The organism is Streptomyces sp. NPDC090741 (assembly GCF_044769045.1).
Classification (GTDB): Bacteria; Actinomycetota; Actinomycetes; order Streptomycetales; family Streptomycetaceae; genus Streptomyces.
In genome coordinates this window covers 1-20,329 of sequence record NZ_JBIVXF010000009.1, presented here as the reverse complement: position 1 = coordinate 20,329, position 20,329 = coordinate 1, and the positions used below count along the sequence as shown (strand labels likewise).

Genomic DNA, 20,329 nt, shown 5'->3' with positions numbered 1-20,329 from the left:
CGGGACCTTCTTCTTGTACGGGGTCACGTTGTACCAAGTCACGTTGTACGAGGACGTTGTACGCGATCAACTGCATCGGCGGGATCAACGGCATCGGCGGGATCAGCGGTGAGCCGTCGCGCGGCCCAGCAGCAGACAGACGAGCGCACCCAGCAGGGTCGCGGCCGCGCCCGCCACCACCAGCTGGACCAGCCGCGGCTGCCCCAGCCCCAGCAGCAGCGCCAGGCTCTGGGCGAGCGCCGCCGAGGCGCAGACCACGGCCGCGGGCCGGACCGCCCCGAAGGACTGGAGCAGCAGCCCGGTCCACATGACGGCGCCGAGCAGCAGCAGGGTCGCGGCCCGGACCCCGGTCAGGCCGGGGGCGCCGGGCCAGAGCAGGGTGCCGGCCAGCCCGAGGGCCAGCAGCACCGCCAGGTACGCGGCGAGGCAGCGGCCCAGCGTGCCGAGCATCCGCAGCCAGAACTGCCGGGGCGAGCGGGCGGCCCGCAGCCCGGCCAGGCTCCCGCTGCGGAACCGGTGCAGCAGCCATTCGGCGGGCCCCATGCTGAGGGTGAGCGCCACCGCCGAGGGAGCGGCGACGGCCTCGGTGGGCCCCCCGGCGAGCACCTCCCCCAGGGCGGCGTACAGCACCAGCAGGCCGGTGCCCAGGCCGAACATCCCGTACGGCACGGAGTCCCCGATCCGGGGTCCGCGCGGGCCGTACTCCTCCTCGGCCCCCCGCAGCATCCGCCAGCGCACCGGGCCCTCGCCGTGCCGGTGTCCGGCGCGGTCCCGGATCCGGCGCACGCCGGCCCGTACGCCCTCGGCCACCGGCAGCTCCCGTACGGCGAGGGTGCAGGCGGCCAGCAGGGACGCCACCAGCAGGCCCACCCGTACGCGCACGGGCAGGTCGGTGAAGAGCGCGAACAGCGCCCCCGCGGCCATCGGGCCGAGCGCGGCGAGCAGCACCCGCTCCCGGCCGAGGACCAGCAGCACGGTGGCGGCGCCGACGTACAGGGCCTGGCCGGCTGCGAACGCGTAACTGAACGGCGGCCCGCCGGGCACGGTCAGCGCGGCGGCGATGCCGAGCAGGGCGCCGACGGGGGCCCCGACGAGCAGGGTCCGCCCGGCGGCGGCCCGGTCACCGAGGCCCAGCCAGGTGTAGGCGCGGTGGGACAGGGTCTGGTCCCACACCCAGCCGATGAGCGCCCCGGCGAGCAGGGGCAGCGTCCCGGCGGGGAGCCCGAGCCGGTCCTTGGGGCCCTCCAGCAGGGGGGCGCCGAGGACGTAGGCGAGGCCGGGCAGCGCGAAGACGACCCCGCGCAGCAGGCAGGCGGTGAGGGAGACCTTCCAGGGGTCGGGGACGTGCTCCGGCTCCGGGAAGGCCCGGGGCACCCGGGCGTAGAGCTCCTCGGCGAGGCCGAAGGAGTCGTGGCGGCCGTAGGCGAGCCGGATGTGCTCGTCGGTCATCCCGTCGGATTCGAGGACGGCGGCGATCTCGTCGGGGTGGACGGCCGCCGCGATCAACCCGTCGAGGCGTTCCGCGAGTTGGTCCATGGGGTCGCCGGCCGGGCCGGGGTCCCCCGGCCCGGTGCGGCGGGGCCGGGGGATGGCGGGGAGGGTGTCGCCGCCGGGGACGCGCAGCCAGAGGGATCCGCTCACCACAGGCTCCCGTCGGCGGCGAGTTCGCGGTACCAGGGGTCGGCGAGCCGCTGCGTCCAGTCGCCGCCCGCGCGGGCGGGCAGGACGGGCTGTCCGGCGAGTTCGCGGTAGATGTGCCGGAAGCCGTCCACGGACTGGTGGAGCGTGAACTTCTCGACGACCCGTTTGCGCGAGCGGCGGCCCAGTTCGGCCCGGCGTTCGTCGTCGCGGAGCAGGGCGAGGGTGGCGCGGGCCATGGTCTCCGGTTCGCGCGGCGGGACCACGAGCCCGGTGTCGCCGACGGCCTCCCGCACCCCGCCGACGTCGGTGGAGACGGTGGTGCGGCCGCAGGACATGGCCTCGATGATGCTGAAGGGGAAGCCCTCGCTGATGCTGGAGAGCATGACGATGCTGCCCGCCGCGTAGGCCTGCGCGACCTGCTCGATGCGGCCCTCGTACGAGATCCCGTCGGCCACGCCGAGTCCGGCGGCGAGCTCCTCCAGGCGCAGCTTGTACTCCTCGCAGCCGGCCGGGACCGGGCCGAACAGGCGCAGCCGCAGGGCGGGCAGCTCCTCGCGCATGAACGCGTAGGCCCGGATGAGGGTTTCGAGGTCCTTGATCGGGTCGATGCGCCCGCACCAGCTGAGGGTGGGCACCTCGGGTTCGGGTCCGGCGTCGGGGAAGGCGTACGGGTCGACGCCGTTGTAGACCGTGCGGATGCGGTCGGGGGCGGCGCCGCCGCGCTCCTCCCAGCGGCGGTTGTACTGGTTGCACGGGGTGATCAGGTCGGCCTGCCGGTAGCCCTCGGTGTTGAGCTCCCGGTAGAAGCCGAGCAGCAGGGCCTTGACGGGCCAGCGCTGCTCGGCGGTGCGGTAGCCGAGGTAGCGCTCGCGCAGGTAGATGCCGTGCTCGGTGAGGAGGAAGGGCACCTTGTCGAGGTACTTGGCGGCGAGGGCCGGGAGGGTGGCGAGCCCGCTGCTCACCGCGTGCGCGACGCTGTCGGGCGGGATCCGTACGGACAGCGGCCGCAGCGCGTGCTCGATCAGGTCGGTGGCGGTGAGCGCGTCGTGGATGGTGGGCTCCGCGGCGGCGGTGGGCAGGCCCGGGCGGGTCCACACGGCCATCAGCAGGCGCAGGACCGTTTCGGAGCGCAGGGCCGGGGCGAGGCGGCCGGCCCGGGCCAGGACGGCGAGTTCGTGCAGGGCCTCGGAGAACCCGCCGTGGGCGGGGGCGCCCCCGGCGGTGGGCGGGGGAGGGTCGAGCAGGGAGAGCAGGAAGGTTTCGTACGTTGCCGTGAACCGGCGGTGCGCCTTGCCCCGCAGGGGCGAGCGGCGGCCGCGGCCGGGCACCGGTCCCCAGAGCGGGACGGCGGTGTGCCGGTAGACGTTGCGGGGCAGCTCCCACGTGACCGGCTCGCGTCCCGAGCCGGTCAGGGCTATGACGTTGAAGTCGACCTCCGGCATCCCGCGCACCAGCTGGTCGCACCAGGTGCTGACTCCCCCGTGGACGTGCGGATAGGTGCCTTCGGTGAGCATGGTGACGTGGCGCCCATGGCTCATGTGCTGTGTCCCCCCAGGACGGAAAAGGGGCCGGCGCCCGTGTGCGGAGCGCCGGCGCTGGGTGGTACCCGGTGTCGAAGCCGGACAGTGGTCAGCCGGACAGTGGTCAGCTGGGCAGCTTGAGGGTGACCGCGCTCTGCAGCAGCTCGGGCGCGGTCCACGCCGAGCGGCTGCCCGCGTAGGCGGTGCCGAAGTCGGCGGTGCCCAGCAGGAGCTGCTTCTTCGTGCCGTTGGGCGCGGTCACCGGGGCGACGACGCCCGAGGGCGCCTTGACGGTGACGGCGGTGCCGATGCGGTAGGCGGTGACCTGGTTGTTGGCGATGGCCTTGTCCCAGGCGGCCCGGCGGCTGAGCTCGACGCCGGTGTCCTTCATGCTCTGGTTCACGATGGGGGCGCTGGGCGCGTAGAGCGCGCGGTAGGTGTCGAGGACCTGGTTGAGCACCGGGTAGAGGGTGCGGTCCTCGGCGAGGTTGGACTGGTGGACGTAGTGCGGACGCGGGTCGTTGGCCAGGACGTGGCGCAGGGCGGTCCGCGCCTCGGCGGGGACGATGTAGTCCAGGTAGCCGGTGCTGGTGTTCAGCGGGGCCGGGAGGCAGGTGGAGCTCGCGGGGTTGTCCTCGCAGACCCCGCTGCCGCCGTCGGCGCGGCTGGCGTAGATCCAGTTGTACTCGTCGGCCATCTCCGCGTTGGTGCCCGTGTTGTAGTACACGTTCATCGGGTAGCGGGGGACGGTCAGGGCGGCGCCGACGGCGCGCTGCGCGGGTTCGCGCGAGCTGTCGCTGCCCGCCCACTTGACCCCGTTGTCGGCGAGCGCGCCCGCCAGGTTGGGGTTGTCCTGGGCCTGCTGCGGCAGGGTCTTGAGGCCGGAGTGCTCGCCGGTGACGAGCTCGGTGCGGTCGGTGGTGATGCCCTTGGCGGCGGCCCAGTTGTTGTTGTCGCGGATCTGGGCGGAGATGTCGGCCCGGCTCATCCAGTTGACGGCGCCCGCGGCGTTCTTCGTACAGGTCCACGGGATGGTGGCGGTGTCCTGGACGCAGCCGAGGAAGGGGTGCGTGTACGTGTGGTTCATCCAGCGGTACTTGGCCCGGTCGGCGACGAGCTGCGCGGTGAGGGCGTCGGTGCCGCCGTTCTCGGTCTTCCACTCCTCGCCGGCGCCGGCGTTGAAGAGGAGGTCGAGTTTGAAGTTCTTGCTCGTCTGCCACTGCGCCGCGTACTGGGCGTCGGCGGCGGTCATCCGGATGGTGCTCTCCTTGCCCTCGCCGCCGGCGCAGGCGTAGTCGCCGGGCGTGCAGTTGAGCTCCTTGCTCCACCGGGCGTCCGGGGCGAAGACGTCGTCGACGTGGACCGCGAAGTAGTTGCGCTCCTGGCCGAGGTGGACCCCCTGGGTGAGCCAGTCGACGATGCCGCGGGCCAGCAGCCGGAACTGCTGCTGGTACTGGTTGTAGCCGAAGGTGACGACCAGTTCGCTGCGCCCGTCGTGCGCGTATTCGCCGACGAGGGAGGCCCGGCCGCCGGCGACGGGTGCGTCGAGGTAGCTGGTGTAGCCGGCCCGCGGCTTGCCCATGAACCCGTAGCTCTCGGGTACCAGGGCGGAGTTGTCCTCGAAGGCGACCTGGCCGCCGAGGTAGTTGAAGGGGCCCGCCTTGCCGGCGGCGGTGACGGCGGCCTGCGTGCCGTCGAGCTGCCCGCTGTAGCCGCCGTTGTCGGTGTACTCGAGGCCGACGCCCGGGTGGGCCCAGGTGTACGCGTCGACCTGGCGGATGCCGTACGTCGTCTCGTACGCGCTGAGCGCGGCCATCTCGGCCGAGCCCTCGCCGAACGGGTTCTCGTTCGGCAGCACGACGCCCTGGTACTTGGCGCGCGGCCGGCCGTCGACGGTGTCGCCGAGGAACCCGGCGTTGATCACCGGGCGCCCTGCGCTGCCCAGGGGAACCCTGGTGTAGGGGACTCCGGTGTCCCGGAGTTCCGCGGTGATGGCCTCGACCGAGCTGCCGCCGTCGTCGACGACGAGCACCTTCAGGTCGATGCGCGGTGTCACGGCCGCGTGCGCGGTCGCGGCGGGCAGTGCCACGGACATCAGCGCTGCCACCCCCATCGCGGCGGCAGCCCTGTTCATCCGGTTCTTGTTGACCATTTCGGCCTTTCCCCCCGCAGGCATCACTCGACTACGGCCCTATGGCGGTCGGCCGGGCCGAGGAGGCTCTGTGGAAATCATGCAAAGAGACCCCGCGTCCCCTTGCGAGAGTGGGTCGAGTCTCTCGGACCTCGTCAGGTCCAAGGGGCAAACCTGGGGCGGAAACCACGGATGGGTGAATCTCCCGGCGTCTTGATCGAACAACTTGCCAAACCTTCGAGTGCCGTGCGCACGAGCCGGTACGCGTAGGCTCATTTCTGGCGGCCGTCGGGCCGGAATACGATCGCTGCGGATGGCCGGCCACCCACTCGGCCCACAACACAAACGGAAGCGAGACTTCACCACCGTGACTGCTCTGACTCTCAGCACTGCCGGCGCGGCGACGCTGCGCGCCGACGCCCTCGTGGTCGGCGTGGCGAAGGGCCCCAAGGGCCCGGTCGTCGCCGCGGGCGCCGAGGCCGTGGACAAGGCGTACGAGGGAAAGCTCGCCGCCGTGCTCGACGCACTCGGCGCCACGGGCGCCGAAGGCGAGACCACCAAGCTGCCGGCGCCGGACGGCCTGAAGGTCCCGGTCGTGCTGGCGGTCGGACTCGGCCCCGTCCCCGAGAAGGACGAGTCGTTCGACGAGGAGGCCCTGCGCCGCGCCGCCGGCTCCGCCGCCCGCGCGCTGCACGGCACCAAGAAGGCCGCCTTCGCCCTCCCCCTGGAGGACGCCTCCGCCGTCACCGCCGTCGCCGAGGGCGCGCTGCTGGGCGCGTACGCCTTCACCGCCTACCAGGGCGGCGAGCAGAAGGCCGGCAAGGGCGGCAAGGACGCCGACAAGAACAGCGGCCCGAAGCAGCCGCTCGCCGAGGTGGTCCTGCTGGGCGCCAAGCCGCGCGACAAGGAGCACAAGGCCGCCGTCGAGCGCGCCTCGGTCGTCGCGACCGAGGTCAACATCGCCCGCGACCTGATCAACACCCCGCCGAACGACCTCACCCCCGAGGCCTTCGCCGCCGTCGCGTCCGCGACCGCCAAGGAGCACGGGATCAAGGTCCAGGTCCTGGACGAGAAGGCGCTGACCAAGGGCGGCTTCGGCGGGATCATGGGCGTCGGCAAGGGCTCCGAGAACCCGCCGCGCCTGGTGAAGATCGCCTACACCCACCCCGACGCGGAGAAGCACCTCGCCTTCGTCGGCAAGGGCATCACCTACGACTCGGGCGGCATCTCCCTGAAGCCGGCCGGCCACAACGAGACGATGAAGTGCGACATGTCCGGCGCCGCCGCCGTGTTCACCTCCGTCGTGGCCGTGGCCAAGCTGGGCCTCCCGGTCAACGTCACCGGCTGGCTCGCGCTCGCCGAGAACATGCCGTCGGGCTCCGCCACCCGCCCCGGCGACGTGCTGCGCATGTACAGCGGCAAGACCGTCGAGGTCCTGAACACCGACGCCGAGGGCCGCCTGGTCCTGGGCGACGCGCTGACCAAGGCCTCCGAGGAGAACCCGGACGCGATCGTCGACGTCGCCACCCTGACCGGCGCGATGGTGCTGGCCCTGGGCAACCGGACCTTCGGGATCATGGCCAACGACGACGCCTTCCGCACCTCGATCCACGAGATCGCCGAGGAGGTCGGCGAGGCCTCCTGGCCGATGCCGCTCCCCGCCGACCTGCGCAAGGGCATGGAGTCCCCCACCGCGGACATCGCGAACATGGGCGAGCGCATGGGCGGCGGCCTGGTGGCCGGCCTCTTCCTCCAGGAGTTCGTGGGCGAGGGCATCACCTGGGCGCACCTCGACATCGCGGGCCCCGCCTTCCACGAGGGCGCCCCGTACGGCTACACCCCCAAGGGCGGCACCGGCTCGGCCGTGCGCACCCTGGTGCGGCTGGCCGAGCGTACGGCCACCGGCGACCTGGGCTGACGCAGCCCCACAGCGCCGTCTGTGACATGTCTCAAGCCTTGATCACACACTCGATCAAGGCTTGAGGCATGTTCACTGACAACGAAATCCGTAGGTTTCTACGCACTGGTAACCCTTACTTCGGGCAGAACGACCTGCCACATCCTGGGCCCGGCGTCCCGCGTTCCCCCGACAAATGCGAAGATGGGTTCTCGGCAGGACAGGGCCCCCACCACAGGGCCGAACAACTAGCGGCCGATTACCAGCCGCCGCCCGGTCACAGAGGACCGGTGCCCGGCGCACATGCATGGAGGACGTGACGTGGCGAACGACGCCAGCACCGTTTTCGACCTAGTGATCCTCGGCGGTGGCAGTGGCGGTTACGCCGCGGCTCTGCGCGCATCCCAGCTGGGTCTGGACGTTGCCCTGATCGAGAAGAACAAGCTCGGCGGCACCTGCCTGCACAACGGCTGCATCCCCACGAAGGCACTGCTCCACGCGGGCGAGATCGCGGACCAGGCGCGCGAAGCCGCCCAGTTCGGCGTGAAGGCCACCTTCGAGGGCATCGACATCGCGGGCGTGCAGAAGTACAAGGACGAGGTCATCTCGGGCCTGTACAAGGGCCTGCAGGGCCTGGTCGCCTCCCGCAAGGTGACGTACATCGAGGGTGAGGGCCGCCTTTCCTCGCCGACCTCCGTCGACGTGAACGGCCAGCGCATCCAGGGCCGCCACGTCCTGCTGGCGACCGGCTCCGTGCCGAAGTCGCTGCCGGGCCTGCACATCGACGGCAACCGCATCATCTCCTCGGACCACGCGCTGGTCCTGGACCGCGTCCCCGAGTCGGCGATCGTCCTGGGCGGCGGCGTCATCGGCGTCGAGTTCGCCTCGGCGTGGAAGTCCTTCGGCTCCGACATCACCGTGATCGAGGGCCTCAAGCACCTCGTCCCGGTCGAGGACGAGAACAGCTCGAAGCTGCTGGAGCGCGCCTTCCGCAAGCGCGGCATCAAGTTCAACCTGGGCACCTTCTTCGACAAGGCCGAGTACACCGAGAACGGCGTACGGGTCACCCTCGCGGACGGCAAGACCTTCGAGGCCGAGGTGCTGCTGGTCGCCGTCGGCCGCGGCCCGGTCTCCCAGGGCCTGGGCTACGAGGAGCAGGGCGTCGCGATGGACCGCGGCTACGTCCTGGTCGACGAGTACATGCAGACCAACGTGCCGACGATCTCGGCCGTCGGTGACCTCGTCCCGACCCTGCAGCTCGCGCACGTCGGCTTCGCCGAGGGCATCCTCGTCGCGGAGCGTCTGGCCGGTCTGAAGACCGTCCCGATCGACTACGACGGTGTTCCGCGCGTCACGTACTGCCACCCCGAGGTCGCCTCCGTCGGCATCACCGAGGCCAAGGCCAAGGAGATCTACGGCGCGGACAAGGTCGTGGCCCTGAAGTACAACCTGGCGGGCAACGGCAAGAGCAAGATCCTGAAGACCGCGGGCGAGATCAAGCTCGTCCAGGTCAAGGACGGTGCCGTGGTCGGCGTCCACATGGTCGGTGACCGGATGGGCGAGCAGGTCGGCGAGGCCCAGCTGATCTACAACTGGGAGGCTCTGCCGGCCGAGGTCGCGCAGCTCATCCACGCGCACCCGACCCAGAACGAAGCGCTCGGCGAGGCCCACCTGGCCCTGGCCGGCAAGCCGCTTCACTCCCACGACTAATCCACAGTCACGGGCGCGACGACCACTTCCGCACTTTCGTAAGGAGCAACTGAAACCATGTCGGTTTCCGTAACCCTTCCGGCGCTCGGCGAGAGCGTCACCGAGGGAACTGTCACCCGCTGGCTGAAGGCCGAGGGCGAGCGCGTCGAGGCCGACGAGCCGCTGCTCGAGGTCTCGACCGACAAGGTCGACACCGAGATCCCGTCGCCCGTCTCCGGCATCCTGGCCTCCATCAAGGTCGCCGAGGACGAGACCGTCGAGGTCGGCGCCGAGCTGGCCGTCATCGACGACGGCTCCGGCGCGCCGGCTGCCGCCGAGGCCGAGACCGTCGTGGCCGAGGTTCCGGTCGCCGCTCCGGCTCCGGTCGCCGCGGCCCCCGCGGCTCCGGCCCCGGTGGCCGAGGCTCCGGCCGCCGCCGCTGCGCCCGCCGCCTCCGGCACGGACGTCGTTCTCCCCGCCCTGGGCGAGAGCGTCACCGAGGGCACCGTCACCCGCTGGCTGAAGCAGGTCGGCGAGTCCGTCGAGGCCGACGAGCCGCTGCTCGAGGTCTCCACGGACAAGGTCGACACCGAGATCCCCGCGCCGGTCTCCGGCACCCTGCTGGAGATCCGGATCAACGAGGACGAGACCGCCGAGGTCGGCACCGTCCTGGCCGTCATCGGCGCCGCCGGTGCCGCTCCGGCCGCCGCCCCGGCACCGGTCGCCGCCGCCCCGGTCGCCGCCCCGGCACCGGTCGCCGCCGCCCCGGTCGCCGCCCCGGCACCGGTCGCCGCCCCGGCTCCGGTCGTGGCCGCCCCGGCCGCTGCCGCTCCGGTCGCCGCCCCGGCTCCCGTGGCCGCTCCGGCTCCGGTCGCCCCGGCGCCGGTCGCCGCCCCCGCCGCCCCGGTCTCCGCCGGTGACGAGGGCGCGTACGTGACCCCGCTGGTGCGCAAGCTCGCCTCGGAGTCCGGCGTCAACCTGGCGTCGGTCTCGGGCACCGGCGTCGGTGGCCGTATCCGCAAGCAGGACGTCCTGGCCGCCGCCGAGGCCGCCAAGGCCGCCGCTGCCGCCCCGGCTCCGGCAGCCGCCGCCCCGGCCGCCAAGGCCCCGGCCGCCGCGGTCTCGGAGCTGCGCGGTCAGACCGTCAAGATGACCCGCATGCGCAAGGTCATCGGCGACAACATGATGAAGGCGCTGCACTCGCAGGCTCAGCTCAGCTCCGTGGTCGAGGTGGACATCACCAAGATCATGAAGCTGCGCGAGCAGGCCAAGGGCTCCTTCCTGGCCCGCGAGGGCGTCAAGCTCTCGCCGATGCCGTTCTTCGTCAAGGCCGCCGCCCAGGCGCTGAAGGCCCACGCGGTCGTCAACGCCCGGATCAACGACGACGAGGGCACCATCACCTACTTCGACTCGGAGAACATCGGCATCGCCGTGGACTCCGAGAAGGGCCTGATGACCCCGGTCATCAAGGGTGCCGGTGACCTCAACCTGGCGGGCATCTCCAAGGCCACGGCCGACCTGGCCGCCAAGGTCCGCGGCAACAAGATCACGCCGGACGAGCTGTCGGGCGCGACCTTCACCATCAGCAACACCGGCTCGCGCGGTGCGCTGTTCGACACCGTGATCGTGCCCCCGAACCAGGTCGCCATCCTGGGCATCGGTGCCACGGTCAAGCGCCCGATGGTCATCGAGACCCCCGAGGGCACCGTCATCGGCGTCCGCGACATGACGTACCTGACCCTGTCCTACGACCACCGCCTGGTGGACGGCGCGGACGCGGCCCGGTACCTCTCGGCCGTCAAGGCGATCCTTGAGGCCGGCGAGTTCGAGGTCGAGCTCGGCCTCTGAGGCCCAGGCCCCACTGCGCGCGACTCGTACGGCGCCCCCGCCCGGAACCACTTCGGGCGGGGGCGCCGTCGTCATACCCTGGTGGGTCCATGTGTGACATCTCGGGGGGCTGCGTATGGCACGGACACAGGTGACGGATCTCGTCGTGGTACTGCCGGGGATCCTGGGCAGCCGGCTGGCGGACGCCGACGGCAGAGCGGTCTGGGACCTGTCCGGCCCGGCCCTGTTACGCGGCCTGCGCGGCTTCGGCCGCTCCATGGGCGCCCTGCGCCTCCCGAAGGACATCGGTGACGGCGACCCGGGCGACGGGGTCGTCCCCGTGGGCCTCATGCCCGATCTGCACGCCCTGCCGGGCATCTGGCACCCGGTGGACGGCTACACGGACCTGCTGCGCTGGCTGGAACGCCATTTCACCCTGTCCGTATCGGACAACCTCCTCACGTTCCCGTACGACTGGCGGCTGTCCTGCCGCCACAGCGCGGAGCGGCTGAAGGGCCGGATCGACCTGGAGCTGGAGCGCTGGCGGGCCTCGGCCCCCGAGCGCCGTGAGGCCCGGGTGGTCTTCCTCTGCCACGGGATGGGCGGGCTCGTGGCCCGGCACTACGTGGAACGCCTCGGCGGGCACGGGATCACCCGCCGCGTGATCACCCTGGGCACCCCGCACCGGGGCTCCGTGCGGGCCCTGGCCGACCTGGTGGGGGGCGGGCACACCGCGGGCCCCGACCTCGGCCCCTTCGCCCGCAGCCTGCCGTCCCTGCACCAGCTGGCCCCCGACTACGCCTGCGTGGAGGGCCCGGACGGGCTCGCGCACCTCCGCGACCTGCCGGGGCTGCCGGGCGTGGACGAGGCGCTGCTCGCGGACGCGGCGCGCTTCCACGCCGACCTGCGCGGCGCCCCGCCGCGGGCCGGGCTGTACGCGATCGCCGGCACGGGCCAGCCCACGGCGACGACCGCGAGGTACGCCGGGGACCGCCTGATCCTCCTCCCGGGGGCCGACGGCGACGGCGACGGCACGGTCCCCCGCCTCGGCGGGGCCGGCGGGGTCACCGGGCCCGGTACCGCGTACGCCCCGTGCACCCCGTACGAGCAGCACGGCTCGCTCCAGAACAACCGGGCCGTACGGGAGGCCCTGCGCGGCCTCCTGGGCGACGGATCCCCGCTCCCCGGGGCCGCGGACGACGGGGACGGCGGAGACGGCGGGGACGGCGCGGACCCGGCCGCCCGGCTGGGGGTGCAGGTGTCGCCCGTACTGCCCGCGGGGGTCCCGTACGAGGTCACGGTCACGGCCCCCGACGACGCGCGGCTGCTCATGGCGGAACTCCGCCCGGCCGACGGCGGCCGTCCGGCGGCCCGCGCCCTGCGGAGCCTGGGCGGCGGCCGCTACGGCGTCGCGTTCCCGCCGCCCGAACCGGGCGCGTACCGGCTGTCGGTGGGTCCGGTCACGGCCCTGAGCGTGATCCGGCGCAGCGCCTTGTAACCAGCCTCACCCAACGGCCCTGACCAGGAACGCATCCCCGCGGCCGACTCCGCCGTATTGTCTACGCATCGAAGCGATGCGCGGCCCCACAGGAGATGAAGCCCCGATGATCACCCCACCCGTCGTGCACTCGCTGCGCGAGCAGATCCGCGAGCACATCGTGGAGGGGATCGTCAGCGGGCGCTGGAAGCCCGGCGAGCGGATCGTCGAGCGCCGGATCGCCGTGGAGCTGGAGGTCAGCCAGACGCCCGTGCGCGAGGCCCTGCGCGAGCTGGAGACGCTGCGGCTGATCGAGTCGGCGCCGAACAAGGGCGTGCGCGTACGGAACCTGTCGGCGGCCGACCTGGAGGAGATCTACCCGGTCCGGGCCGGCCTGGAGCAGATCGCGGCCGAACTGGCCGCGCCGCGGCTGGCGGCGGACTGCTCGGCGCTGGAGCCGCACGTGGCGGCGCTGTGGGAGGCCGACCGGACGGAGGACGGGACCGCGCAGGTGCGGCACACCGTCGGCTTCCACCGGGAGCTGGTGCGGGCGGCCGGGAACAGCGTGCTGCTGCACACCTGGGAGAGCCTGGGCATCGAGGTCTTCACGGCCCTGTCCATCCGCTGGCTGGGAACCGTCCAGAAGTCGTACGCGGAGGAGCACGCGGCCCTCGTGGAGGCGTTCCGCAGTCAGGATCCGGACATCGGGGTGCTCGTGAAGCGGCATGTCCTGGGGTGCGCCCCCCGCGCCTGACGGGTTGTTCTGTCCCGGTTTGCCCGGCACCGGGTGCCTGATTCCATGGCACCGGGTGCCGACTTTTGGCCGGATGGCCATTTCAATGTCACATTCATTTGATCGATCATCGATCAGCGATTTACAGTCGTCGACGGACCCCAACCGGGCCCACCGACCCTGTCCTGCCCGTCAGGGATTTTTCACCACCTCTCCTTTGTCCGGAAGGCGGCGCACACCGATGTCCGACCCCGTAGGAAAGCTTCCGAGCGAGCTCGACCAGCTCCCGGACCGCGACACCGAGGAGACCGCCGAATGGGCGGCCTCCCTCGACGCCGTCGCCAAGGCCGCCGGTACGCGCCGCGCCGAATACCTGCTCCGCCGCACCCTCCAGCACGCCGAGGCCGCCGGCCTCGCCCTGCCGAAGCTGCTGGAGACGGACTACGTCAACACCATCCCCACCGCCGCGGAGCCGGAGTTCCCCGGTGACGAGGCGATGGAAGCCCGGATCACCGCCTGGAACCGCTGGAACGCGGCCGCCATGGTGACCCGCGGCTCCAAGTACGGCGTCGGCGGCCATATCGCCACCTTCGCCTCGGCGGCCTGGCTCTACGAGACCGGCTTCCAGCACTTCTTCCGCGGGAAGGAGGCCGACGGATCGGGCGACCAGCTCTACATCCAGGGCCACGCCTCCCCCGGGATCTACGCCCGCGCCTTCCTCGACGGGCGCATCTCCGAGCAGCAGCTCGACAACTTCCGCCAGGAGTCCGGCGGCAACGGCCTGCCGTCCTACCCGCACCCGCGGCGCCTGCCGTGGCTGTGGGAGTTCCCGACGGTCTCCATGGGCCTCGGCCCGCTCTCCGCGATCTACCAGGCGCGCTTCAACCGCTACCTGCAGAACCGCAGCATCAAGGACACCGCCAACTCGCACGTCTGGGCCTTCCTCGGCGACGGCGAGATGGACGAGCCCGAGTCGACCGCCGCCCTGGCCCTGGCCTCCCGCGAGCAGCTCGACAACCTGACCTTCGTCATCAACTGCAACCTGCAGCGCCTCGACGGTCCGGTCCGCGCCAACTTCCGCGTGGTCCAGGAGCTGGAGGCCCAGTTCCGCGGCGCCGGCTGGAACGTCATCAAGTCGCTGTGGGGCTCCGCCTGGGACGAGCTGTTCCAGCTCGACACCACGGGCGCCCTGGTACGCCGCCTGCGCGAGGTACCCGACGCGCAGTTCCAGACGTACGCGACCCGCGACGTGGCCTACATCCGCCAGCACTTCTTCGGCGCCGACGCCGAGCTCGTGCAGCTGGCCGGCGTGCTCTCCGACGCGAAGATCGCCGAGTGCTTCCACAGCTCCCGCGGCGGCCACGAGCCCCGCAAGGTCTACGCCGCGTACAAGGCCGCCCTGGAGCACAAGGGCGCGCCGACGGTCATCCTCGCGCAGACCGTCAAGGGCTACACGCTGGGCGCCGGGTTCGAGTCGAAGAACGCGAACCACCAGATGAAGAAGCTGACGATCGACGAGTTCAAGGGCATGCGCGACCTGCTCGGGCTCCCGATCCCGGACAGCGCCTTCGCCGACGGCGTCGTCCCGTACGGCCACCCGGGCGCGAACAGCCCCGAGGTCCAGTACCTGAACGAGCGCCGCGCGGCGCTCGGCGGCCCCGCCCCGGCCCGCAAGGTCAAGCACGTGGCCCTGCCCGCCCCGGCGGAGCGTTCCTTCGCCCCGCTCATCAAGGGCTCCGGCAAGCAGGAGATGGCCACCACCATGGCCTTCGTCCGGCTCGTCAAGGACCTGATGCGGGACAAGGAGACCGGCAAGCGCTGGGTGCCGATCGTCCCCGACGAGGCCCGCACCTTCGGTATGGAGTCCCTCTTCCCGTCGGCCGGCATCTACTCGCCGCTGGGTCAGACGTACGAGCCGGTCGACCGCGACCAGCTCATGTACTACAAGGAAGCCAAGGACGGCCAGATCCTCAACGAGGGGATCACCGAGGCCGGCGCCATGGCCGACTTCATCGCCGCCTGCACGTCGTACGCGACGCACGGCGAGCCGATGATCCCCTTCTACATCTTCTACTCGATGTTCGGCTGGCAGCGCACCGCCGACCAGATGTGGCAGCTCGCCGACCAGCTCGGCAAGGGCTTCATCGTCGGCGCCACGGCCGGTCGTACGACCCTGACCGGTGAGGGCCTGCAGCACGCGGACGGCCACTCGCACCTGATCGCGTCCACGAACCCGGCGTCGCTCAACTACGACCCGGCGTTCGCGTTCGAGATCGCGGTGATCGTCAAGGACGGTCTGCGCCGCATGTACGGCGAGAAGCCGGAAGACGTCTTCTACTACCTGACGGTCTACAACGAGCCGAAGGTGCAGCCGGCCATGCCGGAGGGCGTGGAAGAGGGCATCCTGCGCGGCCTCTACCGCTTCAACACGGCGGCCGACGTGGCAGAGGCGGCCGCCGCCGTGGCCGCCGACGCCCCGAAGATCCAGCTGATGGCCTCGGGTACGGCGATCCACTGGGTGCTGGAGGCGCAGAAGCTGCTCGCAGCCGACTGGAACGTGGCCGCCGACGTATGGTCCGCCACCTCCTGGGGCGAGCTGCGGCGCGACGCGCTGGAGTGCGACGAGGCGCTGCTGCGCGGCGAGGTGCGCACCCCGTACGTCACCCGCGCGCTGGAGGGCGTCACGAGCCCGGTGCTGGCCGTATCCGACTGGATGCGCCAGGTCCCGGACCAGATCAGCCAGTGGGTGGAGCAGGACTGGACCTCGCTCGGTACGGACGGCTTCGGCCTGTCCGACACCCGCCAGGGCGCCCGCCGCCACTTCGGTGTCGACGCGCAGTCGATCGTGGTGGCCGCGCTGGCCCAGCTCGCCCGCCGCGGCGAGGTGCCTGCGTCCGCCATCAAGGAGGCGCGCGAGCGCTACGGCCTGTAAGGCACGCACACCGTAAGACAGAGGCCGGTGTCCGACCCCCGATTCCAGGGGGTCGGACACCGGCCTTTGGCCGTATGAGCAGTGGCGGCGAGGGGGCGCACCCGTGATGCTGGAGCGGTGATGGACGAGACGGAGTTCTGGGAGATCGTCGACCGTACCCGCGAGGCCGCCGAGGGCGACCCCGAGGAACACGCCGAGCTGCTCGTGGAGCGGCTGGCGCAGCTCGATCCGGACTCCGTCCTGGACTTCGCCCGGCACTTCGAGTCCCGGTACAACCGGGCGTACAGGTGGGACCTGTGGGGCGCGGCGTGGGTGCTGCTCGACGGGGCGAGCGACGACGCGTTCGACTACTTCCGGTGCTGGCTGATCGGCCAGGGCCGGGAGGTGTTCGAGGGAGGGGTGCACGATCCCGACTCGCTCGCGGAGCTCCTGGACGAGTTCGACGAGGAGATCGACGGGGACGGCGAGGAGCTGGGGTACGCGGCAGACGAGGCGTACGAGCAGCTGACGGGGGCGGTGGCGCCGGATCTGGGCATTCCGTTGCAAGCGGCGGAGCCGGAGGGCACCCCGCTGGACTTCGAGAACGAAGCCGTGCTCGCGGAGCGCTTCCCCCGGCTGTGGGACCGCTTCAGAGGCTGACCGTCCAGGACCCCCTAGTAGTGGGTCCCGCCGTCGATGCGGATCTCGGTACCGGTGATGAAGGCGCCGTCCTCGGAGCCCAGCATGGCGACGACTCCGGCGACGGTCTGCGGGCCGGCGAAGCCCTGGCCGAGGGCCGGGGCCAGCTTGGCGAACAGGCTCCAGTCGGTGTCCTCGGGCAGGCCCGGGCCGTTGCCCGTGGTCATGCCGCTCTCGATGGAGCCGGGCGCGACGGCGACGAAGCGCAGGCCCTGCTTGCTGTACTCGGCGGCCAGCGCGTGGGTCATGGACTGGATGCCGCCCTTGCTGGCCGCGTACGCGGACATGTAGGGGTGGGCGAAGGACGCCGAGGTGGAGCTGAAGTTCACGACGACCGGCTGGTCGCCCTCCAGGAGCGCCGGGAGCGATTCGCGGATCACCAGGAAGGTGCCGGTGAGGTTGACCGCGATGACCTTGTTCCAGAAGTCGAGCGTGGTCTGGTGGGTGTGCGCGGAGCGCAGGATGCCGGCGGCGTTGACGAGCACGTCGAGCCCGCCGAGGAGGTCCACGGCGGCGGCGACACCGCTCTGCACGGCCGCCTCGTCGGATATGTCGAGGACGGCGGTGGTGAGGCGGTCCGCGTGCCCGTCGGCGGCGGCCTGCGCCGCGGTGCCCCGCAGCCCCTCCTCGTTGACGTCCACGGTGTGGACGCGGCCGCCCTCGGCGAGGATGCGGTGGACGGTGGCCCGGCCGATGCCGGAGCCGCCGCCGGTGATGAGGACGCGACGTCCTTCGTAACGGTTCATGGCGCGAGCGTACTCGTCAGATGACACGTTTTGCCAGCCTGTCAGAACATGCACTCACCAGGGAACCGGGAAGGTAGGCTTCACGCGTGAGATCCCCACGTCCGTACTCTCCCCTGGCCGGCCCCGGAGCCCAGTCGCTGACCGAGCGCCGCAAGGCCGCCACCCAGCTCGACATCGCCCGCGCGGCCTGCGAACTGTTCGCCGAACACGGCCCCGACGGCACCACCGCCGAGGACATCGCGCACCGCGCCGGCGTGGCCCTGCGCACGTTCTACCGCTATTTCCGCAACAAGCAGGAGGCCGTGGCCCCGCTGCTCGCGGGAGGCGGTGACGCCTGGCGCGCCCTGCTCGCCGAGGAAGACCCCGCCACCCCCCTCGCGGAGTCCCTGGAACGCGCGGTGACCCGCTCACTGAGCGACTCCCAGACGGTCGAGGAGGGCCTGGAGGTGACCCGGGGCCTGCTCCGCGCGGCCGCGACCGACGAGGCGCTGCGCGCGGTCTGGTACCGCGTGAACCAGGACTCCGAGGAACGCCTGGTCCCGGTGATCGCCCGGCTGGCCGGCGAGGACGCCGACCCCCTGGGCGTCCGCCTCCTCGCGGCGGCCGCGACGGACGCCATCCGCATCGCCCTGGAACTCTGGTCGACGACGGACGCCCCGGTCTCGGGCCCGGGCTCCCCACCCGAACTGGCGGTCCGCTGCCTCCACGACCTGACATCCGCGATGCCCCTGCTCCGCAAGGCCAGGGCAGCCGCCCCTCCTGCGCCCTGAGCGTGGTCTACGGAGCGGACGAGAAGCGGCAACAACACAGCGGCCCCGCCGCTCTCCGGGGAGAGTGGCGGGGCCGCTGTGTTGTTGCCGCTTCTTAGATGTCGAAGTACATCTCGAACTCGTGCGGGTGCGGGCGCAGGGCGATCGGGGCGATCTCGTGCGTGCGCTTGTAGTCGATCCAGGTCTCGATCAGGTCCGGGGTGAAGACGCCGCCGGCCAGGAGGTACTCGTGGTCGGCCTCCAGGGCCTTGAGGACGTCCTCCAGGCTGGTCGGGACCTGCGGGACGCTCGCGTGCTCGTCCGGGGAGAGCTCGTAGAGGTCCTTGTCGATCGGCTCCATCGGCTCGATCTTGTTCTTCACACCGTCGAGGCCGGCCAGCAGGAGGGCCGCGAACGCCAGGTACGGGTTCGAGGACGGGTCCGGGGCGCGGAACTCGACGCGCTTGGCCTTCGGGTTCGAGCCCGTGATCGGGATGCGCATCGCGGCGGAGCGGTTGCGCTGCGAGTACACCATGTTGACCGGCGCCTCGAAGCCCGGGACCAGGCGGTGGTACGAGTTCACCGTCGGGTTGGTGAAGGCGAGCAGCGACGGGGCGTGCTTGAGGATGCCGCCGATGTAGTAGCGGGCGGTGTCCGACAGGCCCGCATAGCCGGCCTCGTCGTAGAACAGCGGCTCGCCGCCGGCCCACAGGGACTGGTGGACGTGCATGCCCGAGCCGTTGTCACCGAAGATCGGCTTCGGCATGAAGGTCGCGGTCTTGCCGTTGCGCCAGGCGACGTTCTTCACGACGTACTTGAAGAGCATCAGGTCGTCGGCCGCGGCCAGCAGCGTGTTGAACTTGTAGTTGATCTCGGCCTGGCCGCCGGTGCCGACCTCGTGGTGCTGGCGCTCGACCTGGAGGCCCTGGGCGTCCAGCTCCAGGGAGATCTCGGCGCGCAGGTCGGCGAAGTGGTCGACCGGGGCGACCGGGAAGTAACCGCCCTTGTAGCGGACCTTGTAGCCGCGGTTGTTCTCCTCGGAGCCGGTGTTCCAGGCGCCGGCCTCGGAGTCGATGTGGTAGAAGCCCTCGTTCGCGGAGGTCGCGAAGCGCACGCTGTCGAACACGTAGAACTCGGCCTCGGGGCCGAAGTACGCGGTGTCGGCGATGCCGGTGGAGGCGAGGTACGCCTCGGCCTTCTTCGCGATGTTGCGCGGGTCGCGGCTGTAGGCCTCACCCGTGATCGGGTCGTGGATGAAGAAGTTGATGTTGAGCGTCTTGTCCTTGCGGAACGGGTCCAGGCGCGCGGTCGTGATGTCGGCGCGCAGCGCCATGTCCGACTCGTGGATCGCCTGGAAGCCGCGGATCGAGGAGCCGTCGAAGGCGAGCTCCTCCGCCGGGTCGAACGCTCGCGCCGGGATGGTGAAGTGCTGCATCACACCAGGCAGGTCACAGAAGCGGACGTCGACGAACTTGACGTCGTTCTCCTCGATGTACTGCTTCACTTCGTCGGCGTTCTGGAACATCCAACTCCTCCTACTCCCGGCCCCGGGGCAGGGCGGGCTTTATAGCTCGTGGTGCGTCAGTGCGGTGCCGCACGCTGACCAGACCATAAGCAGGCGGGATTTCTCAAGCATGACCCATTTGTTTCGCTCAAGTTAACCAGGGTCCCGTCGGAACGCTGTCGGACACCACCGGTACCGTGGTCGGGTGGACAACAGACAGGCAATCGGATCCTGGCTCTCCGGCCCCCGCGCGGCCGCCGAGGACATGGGCGTCGACTTCGGCTACCGGGGCCAGCGGCTCGGCCTGCCCCAGGAGGGGCCCGGCTCGGTGGCCCGCTTCGGCCGCCGCCTCGGCGCTCTCGCCATCGACTGGATCGGCTGCCAGGTGATCGCATACGGGCTGATCACGCACGGCAGCGCGAGCGCCACGGGCAACTGGACGCTGGCCCTCTTCGTGGTGCTGAGCATCCTCACCGTCGGCACCGTGGGATTCACCCCCGGGAAGCGGCTCGTGGGCCTGCGCGTCGTCGCGGAGGGCGGCGGCCGCCTCGGCTTCGGCCGGGTCGTGCTGCGTACGGTGCTGCTCGCCCTGGTCATCCCGGCGCTGGTCTGGGACCGGGACGGGCGCGGCCTGCACGACCGCCTCGCGCGCGCCGTCCAGGTCCGCATCTAGGCCCGCATAGGCACAAGACAGGGGCGCCCCCGCCGCGGGGGGCGGGGGGGGGGCCCCCGCGGGGTATAACAAAACCGGGGCGCCCCCACAACCCCCCCCCCGGCCCCCCCCTCCCCGGGGGATGGCGGGCGT

The 20,329-nt window shown here is 71.5% G+C and carries 14 protein-coding genes; 9 read left to right on the top strand and 5 right to left on the bottom strand.

All coding sequences use genetic code 11. The features are described from left to right. Positions 1-102: 102 nt before the first annotated feature. From ACIQU4_RS23750 to ACIQU4_RS23740, 3 genes are all read right to left on the bottom strand, one after another. Positions 103-1,641, bottom strand: a complete 1,539-nt coding sequence (locus ACIQU4_RS23750; RefSeq protein WP_403734123.1) for a hypothetical protein — start codon at positions 1,639-1,641, stop codon at positions 103-105. Beyond that, positions 1,638-3,179 (bottom strand): GT4 family glycosyltransferase PelF, encoded by a 1,542-nt coding sequence (gene pelF / locus ACIQU4_RS23745; RefSeq protein WP_403734121.1) that lies wholly within the window; start codon positions 3,177-3,179, stop codon positions 1,638-1,640. The genes ACIQU4_RS23750 and pelF overlap by 4 nt, the downstream gene beginning before the upstream one ends. 106 nt (positions 3,180-3,285) lie before the next feature. Next, positions 3,286-5,313, bottom strand: coding sequence for a hypothetical protein (locus ACIQU4_RS23740; RefSeq protein WP_403734118.1), 2,028 nt, complete (start codon positions 5,311-5,313; stop codon positions 3,286-3,288). A gap of 346 nt (positions 5,314-5,659) precedes the next feature. Between ACIQU4_RS23740 and ACIQU4_RS23735 the strand changes: the two genes are divergently transcribed. The 7 genes from ACIQU4_RS23735 to ACIQU4_RS23705 all read left to right on the top strand — a co-directional run bounded on the left by ACIQU4_RS23735 (position 5,660) and on the right by ACIQU4_RS23705 (position 16,486). Beyond that, positions 5,660-7,210, top strand: a complete 1,551-nt coding sequence (locus tag ACIQU4_RS23735) for a leucyl aminopeptidase (protein WP_403734115.1) — start codon at positions 5,660-5,662, stop codon at positions 7,208-7,210. 300 nt (positions 7,211-7,510) lie between these two features. Further along, on the top strand, positions 7,511-8,899 hold the full coding sequence (lpdA, locus tag ACIQU4_RS23730; protein WP_030156163.1) for a dihydrolipoyl dehydrogenase: 1,389 nt from the start codon (positions 7,511-7,513) through the stop codon (positions 8,897-8,899). Positions 8,900-8,956: 57 nt separating this feature from the next. Continuing rightward, on the top strand, positions 8,957-10,726 hold the full coding sequence (gene sucB / locus ACIQU4_RS23725) for a 2-oxoglutarate dehydrogenase, E2 component, dihydrolipoamide succinyltransferase (protein ID WP_403734112.1): 1,770 nt from the start codon (positions 8,957-8,959) through the stop codon (positions 10,724-10,726). A 115-nt stretch (positions 10,727-10,841) separates the two neighbouring features. Next, positions 10,842-12,203, top strand: a complete 1,362-nt coding sequence (locus ACIQU4_RS23720; RefSeq protein WP_403734109.1) for a lipase family alpha/beta hydrolase — start codon at positions 10,842-10,844, stop codon at positions 12,201-12,203. Between the two features lie 109 nt (positions 12,204-12,312). Next, positions 12,313-12,936, top strand: coding sequence for a GntR family transcriptional regulator (locus tag ACIQU4_RS23715; protein ID WP_030156168.1), 624 nt, complete (start codon positions 12,313-12,315; stop codon positions 12,934-12,936). A 220-nt stretch (positions 12,937-13,156) separates the two neighbouring features. Continuing rightward, positions 13,157-15,847: a pyruvate dehydrogenase (acetyl-transferring), homodimeric type gene (gene aceE, locus ACIQU4_RS23710; RefSeq protein WP_403734107.1), complete on the top strand. Its 2,691-nt coding sequence runs from the start codon at positions 13,157-13,159 to the stop codon at positions 15,845-15,847. Between the two features lie 120 nt (positions 15,848-15,967). Next, positions 15,968-16,486 carry a DUF4240 domain-containing protein gene (locus tag ACIQU4_RS23705; RefSeq protein ID WP_403734104.1) on the top strand — a complete coding sequence of 173 codons (519 nt, stop codon included), beginning with the start codon at positions 15,968-15,970 and terminating at the stop codon, positions 16,484-16,486. A 14-nt stretch (positions 16,487-16,500) separates the two neighbouring features. Here the strand turns inward: ACIQU4_RS23705 and ACIQU4_RS23700 are convergent, their stop codons facing one another. Then, positions 16,501-17,271, bottom strand: coding sequence for an SDR family NAD(P)-dependent oxidoreductase (locus ACIQU4_RS23700; protein ID WP_385576693.1), 771 nt, complete (start codon positions 17,269-17,271; stop codon positions 16,501-16,503). A gap of 86 nt (positions 17,272-17,357) precedes the next feature. On the opposite strand from ACIQU4_RS23700, the gene ACIQU4_RS23695 reads away from it, so the two are divergent. Then, on the top strand, positions 17,358-18,041 hold the full coding sequence (locus ACIQU4_RS23695) for a TetR/AcrR family transcriptional regulator (protein WP_403734101.1): 684 nt from the start codon (positions 17,358-17,360) through the stop codon (positions 18,039-18,041). 94 nt (positions 18,042-18,135) lie between these two features. Here the strand turns inward: ACIQU4_RS23695 and glnA are convergent, their stop codons facing one another. Next, the gene (gene glnA, locus ACIQU4_RS23690; RefSeq protein WP_385576699.1) at positions 18,136-19,545 is read right to left on the bottom strand and encodes a type I glutamate--ammonia ligase; all 1,410 of its coding nucleotides are present in this window, start codon (positions 19,543-19,545) and stop codon (positions 18,136-18,138) included. 184 nt (positions 19,546-19,729) lie between these two features. Between glnA and ACIQU4_RS23685 the strand changes: the two genes are divergently transcribed. Continuing rightward, entirely contained in the window at positions 19,730-20,197 is a 468-nt protein-coding gene (locus ACIQU4_RS23685; protein ID WP_403734097.1) for an RDD family protein, read from the top strand. The last annotated feature ends 132 nt before the right edge of the window (positions 20,198-20,329 follow it).

Excerpts from the sequence above, each read along its gene's own strand:
- aceE (WP_403734107.1), top strand. The coding sequence starts at position 13,157 with ATGTCCGACCCCGTAGGAAAGCTTCCGAGCGAGCTCGACCAGCTCCCG.
- sucB (WP_403734112.1), top strand. The coding sequence starts at position 8,957 with ATGTCGGTTTCCGTAACCCTTCCGGCGCTCGGCGAGAGCGTCACCGAG.
- ACIQU4_RS23720 (WP_403734109.1), top strand. The coding sequence starts at position 10,842 with ATGGCACGGACACAGGTGACGGATCTCGTCGTGGTACTGCCGGGGATC.
- glnA (WP_385576699.1), bottom strand. The coding sequence starts at position 19,545 with ATGTTCCAGAACGCCGACGAAGTGAAGCAGTACATCGAGGAGAACGAC.
- ACIQU4_RS23705 (WP_403734104.1), top strand. The coding sequence starts at position 15,968 with ATGGACGAGACGGAGTTCTGGGAGATCGTCGACCGTACCCGCGAGGCC.
- ACIQU4_RS23740 (WP_403734118.1), bottom strand. The coding sequence starts at position 5,313 with ATGGTCAACAAGAACCGGATGAACAGGGCTGCCGCCGCGATGGGGGTG.
- ACIQU4_RS23700 (WP_385576693.1), bottom strand. The coding sequence starts at position 17,271 with ATGAACCGTTACGAAGGACGTCGCGTCCTCATCACCGGCGGCGGCTCC.
- pelF (WP_403734121.1), bottom strand. The coding sequence starts at position 3,179 with ATGAGCCATGGGCGCCACGTCACCATGCTCACCGAAGGCACCTATCCG.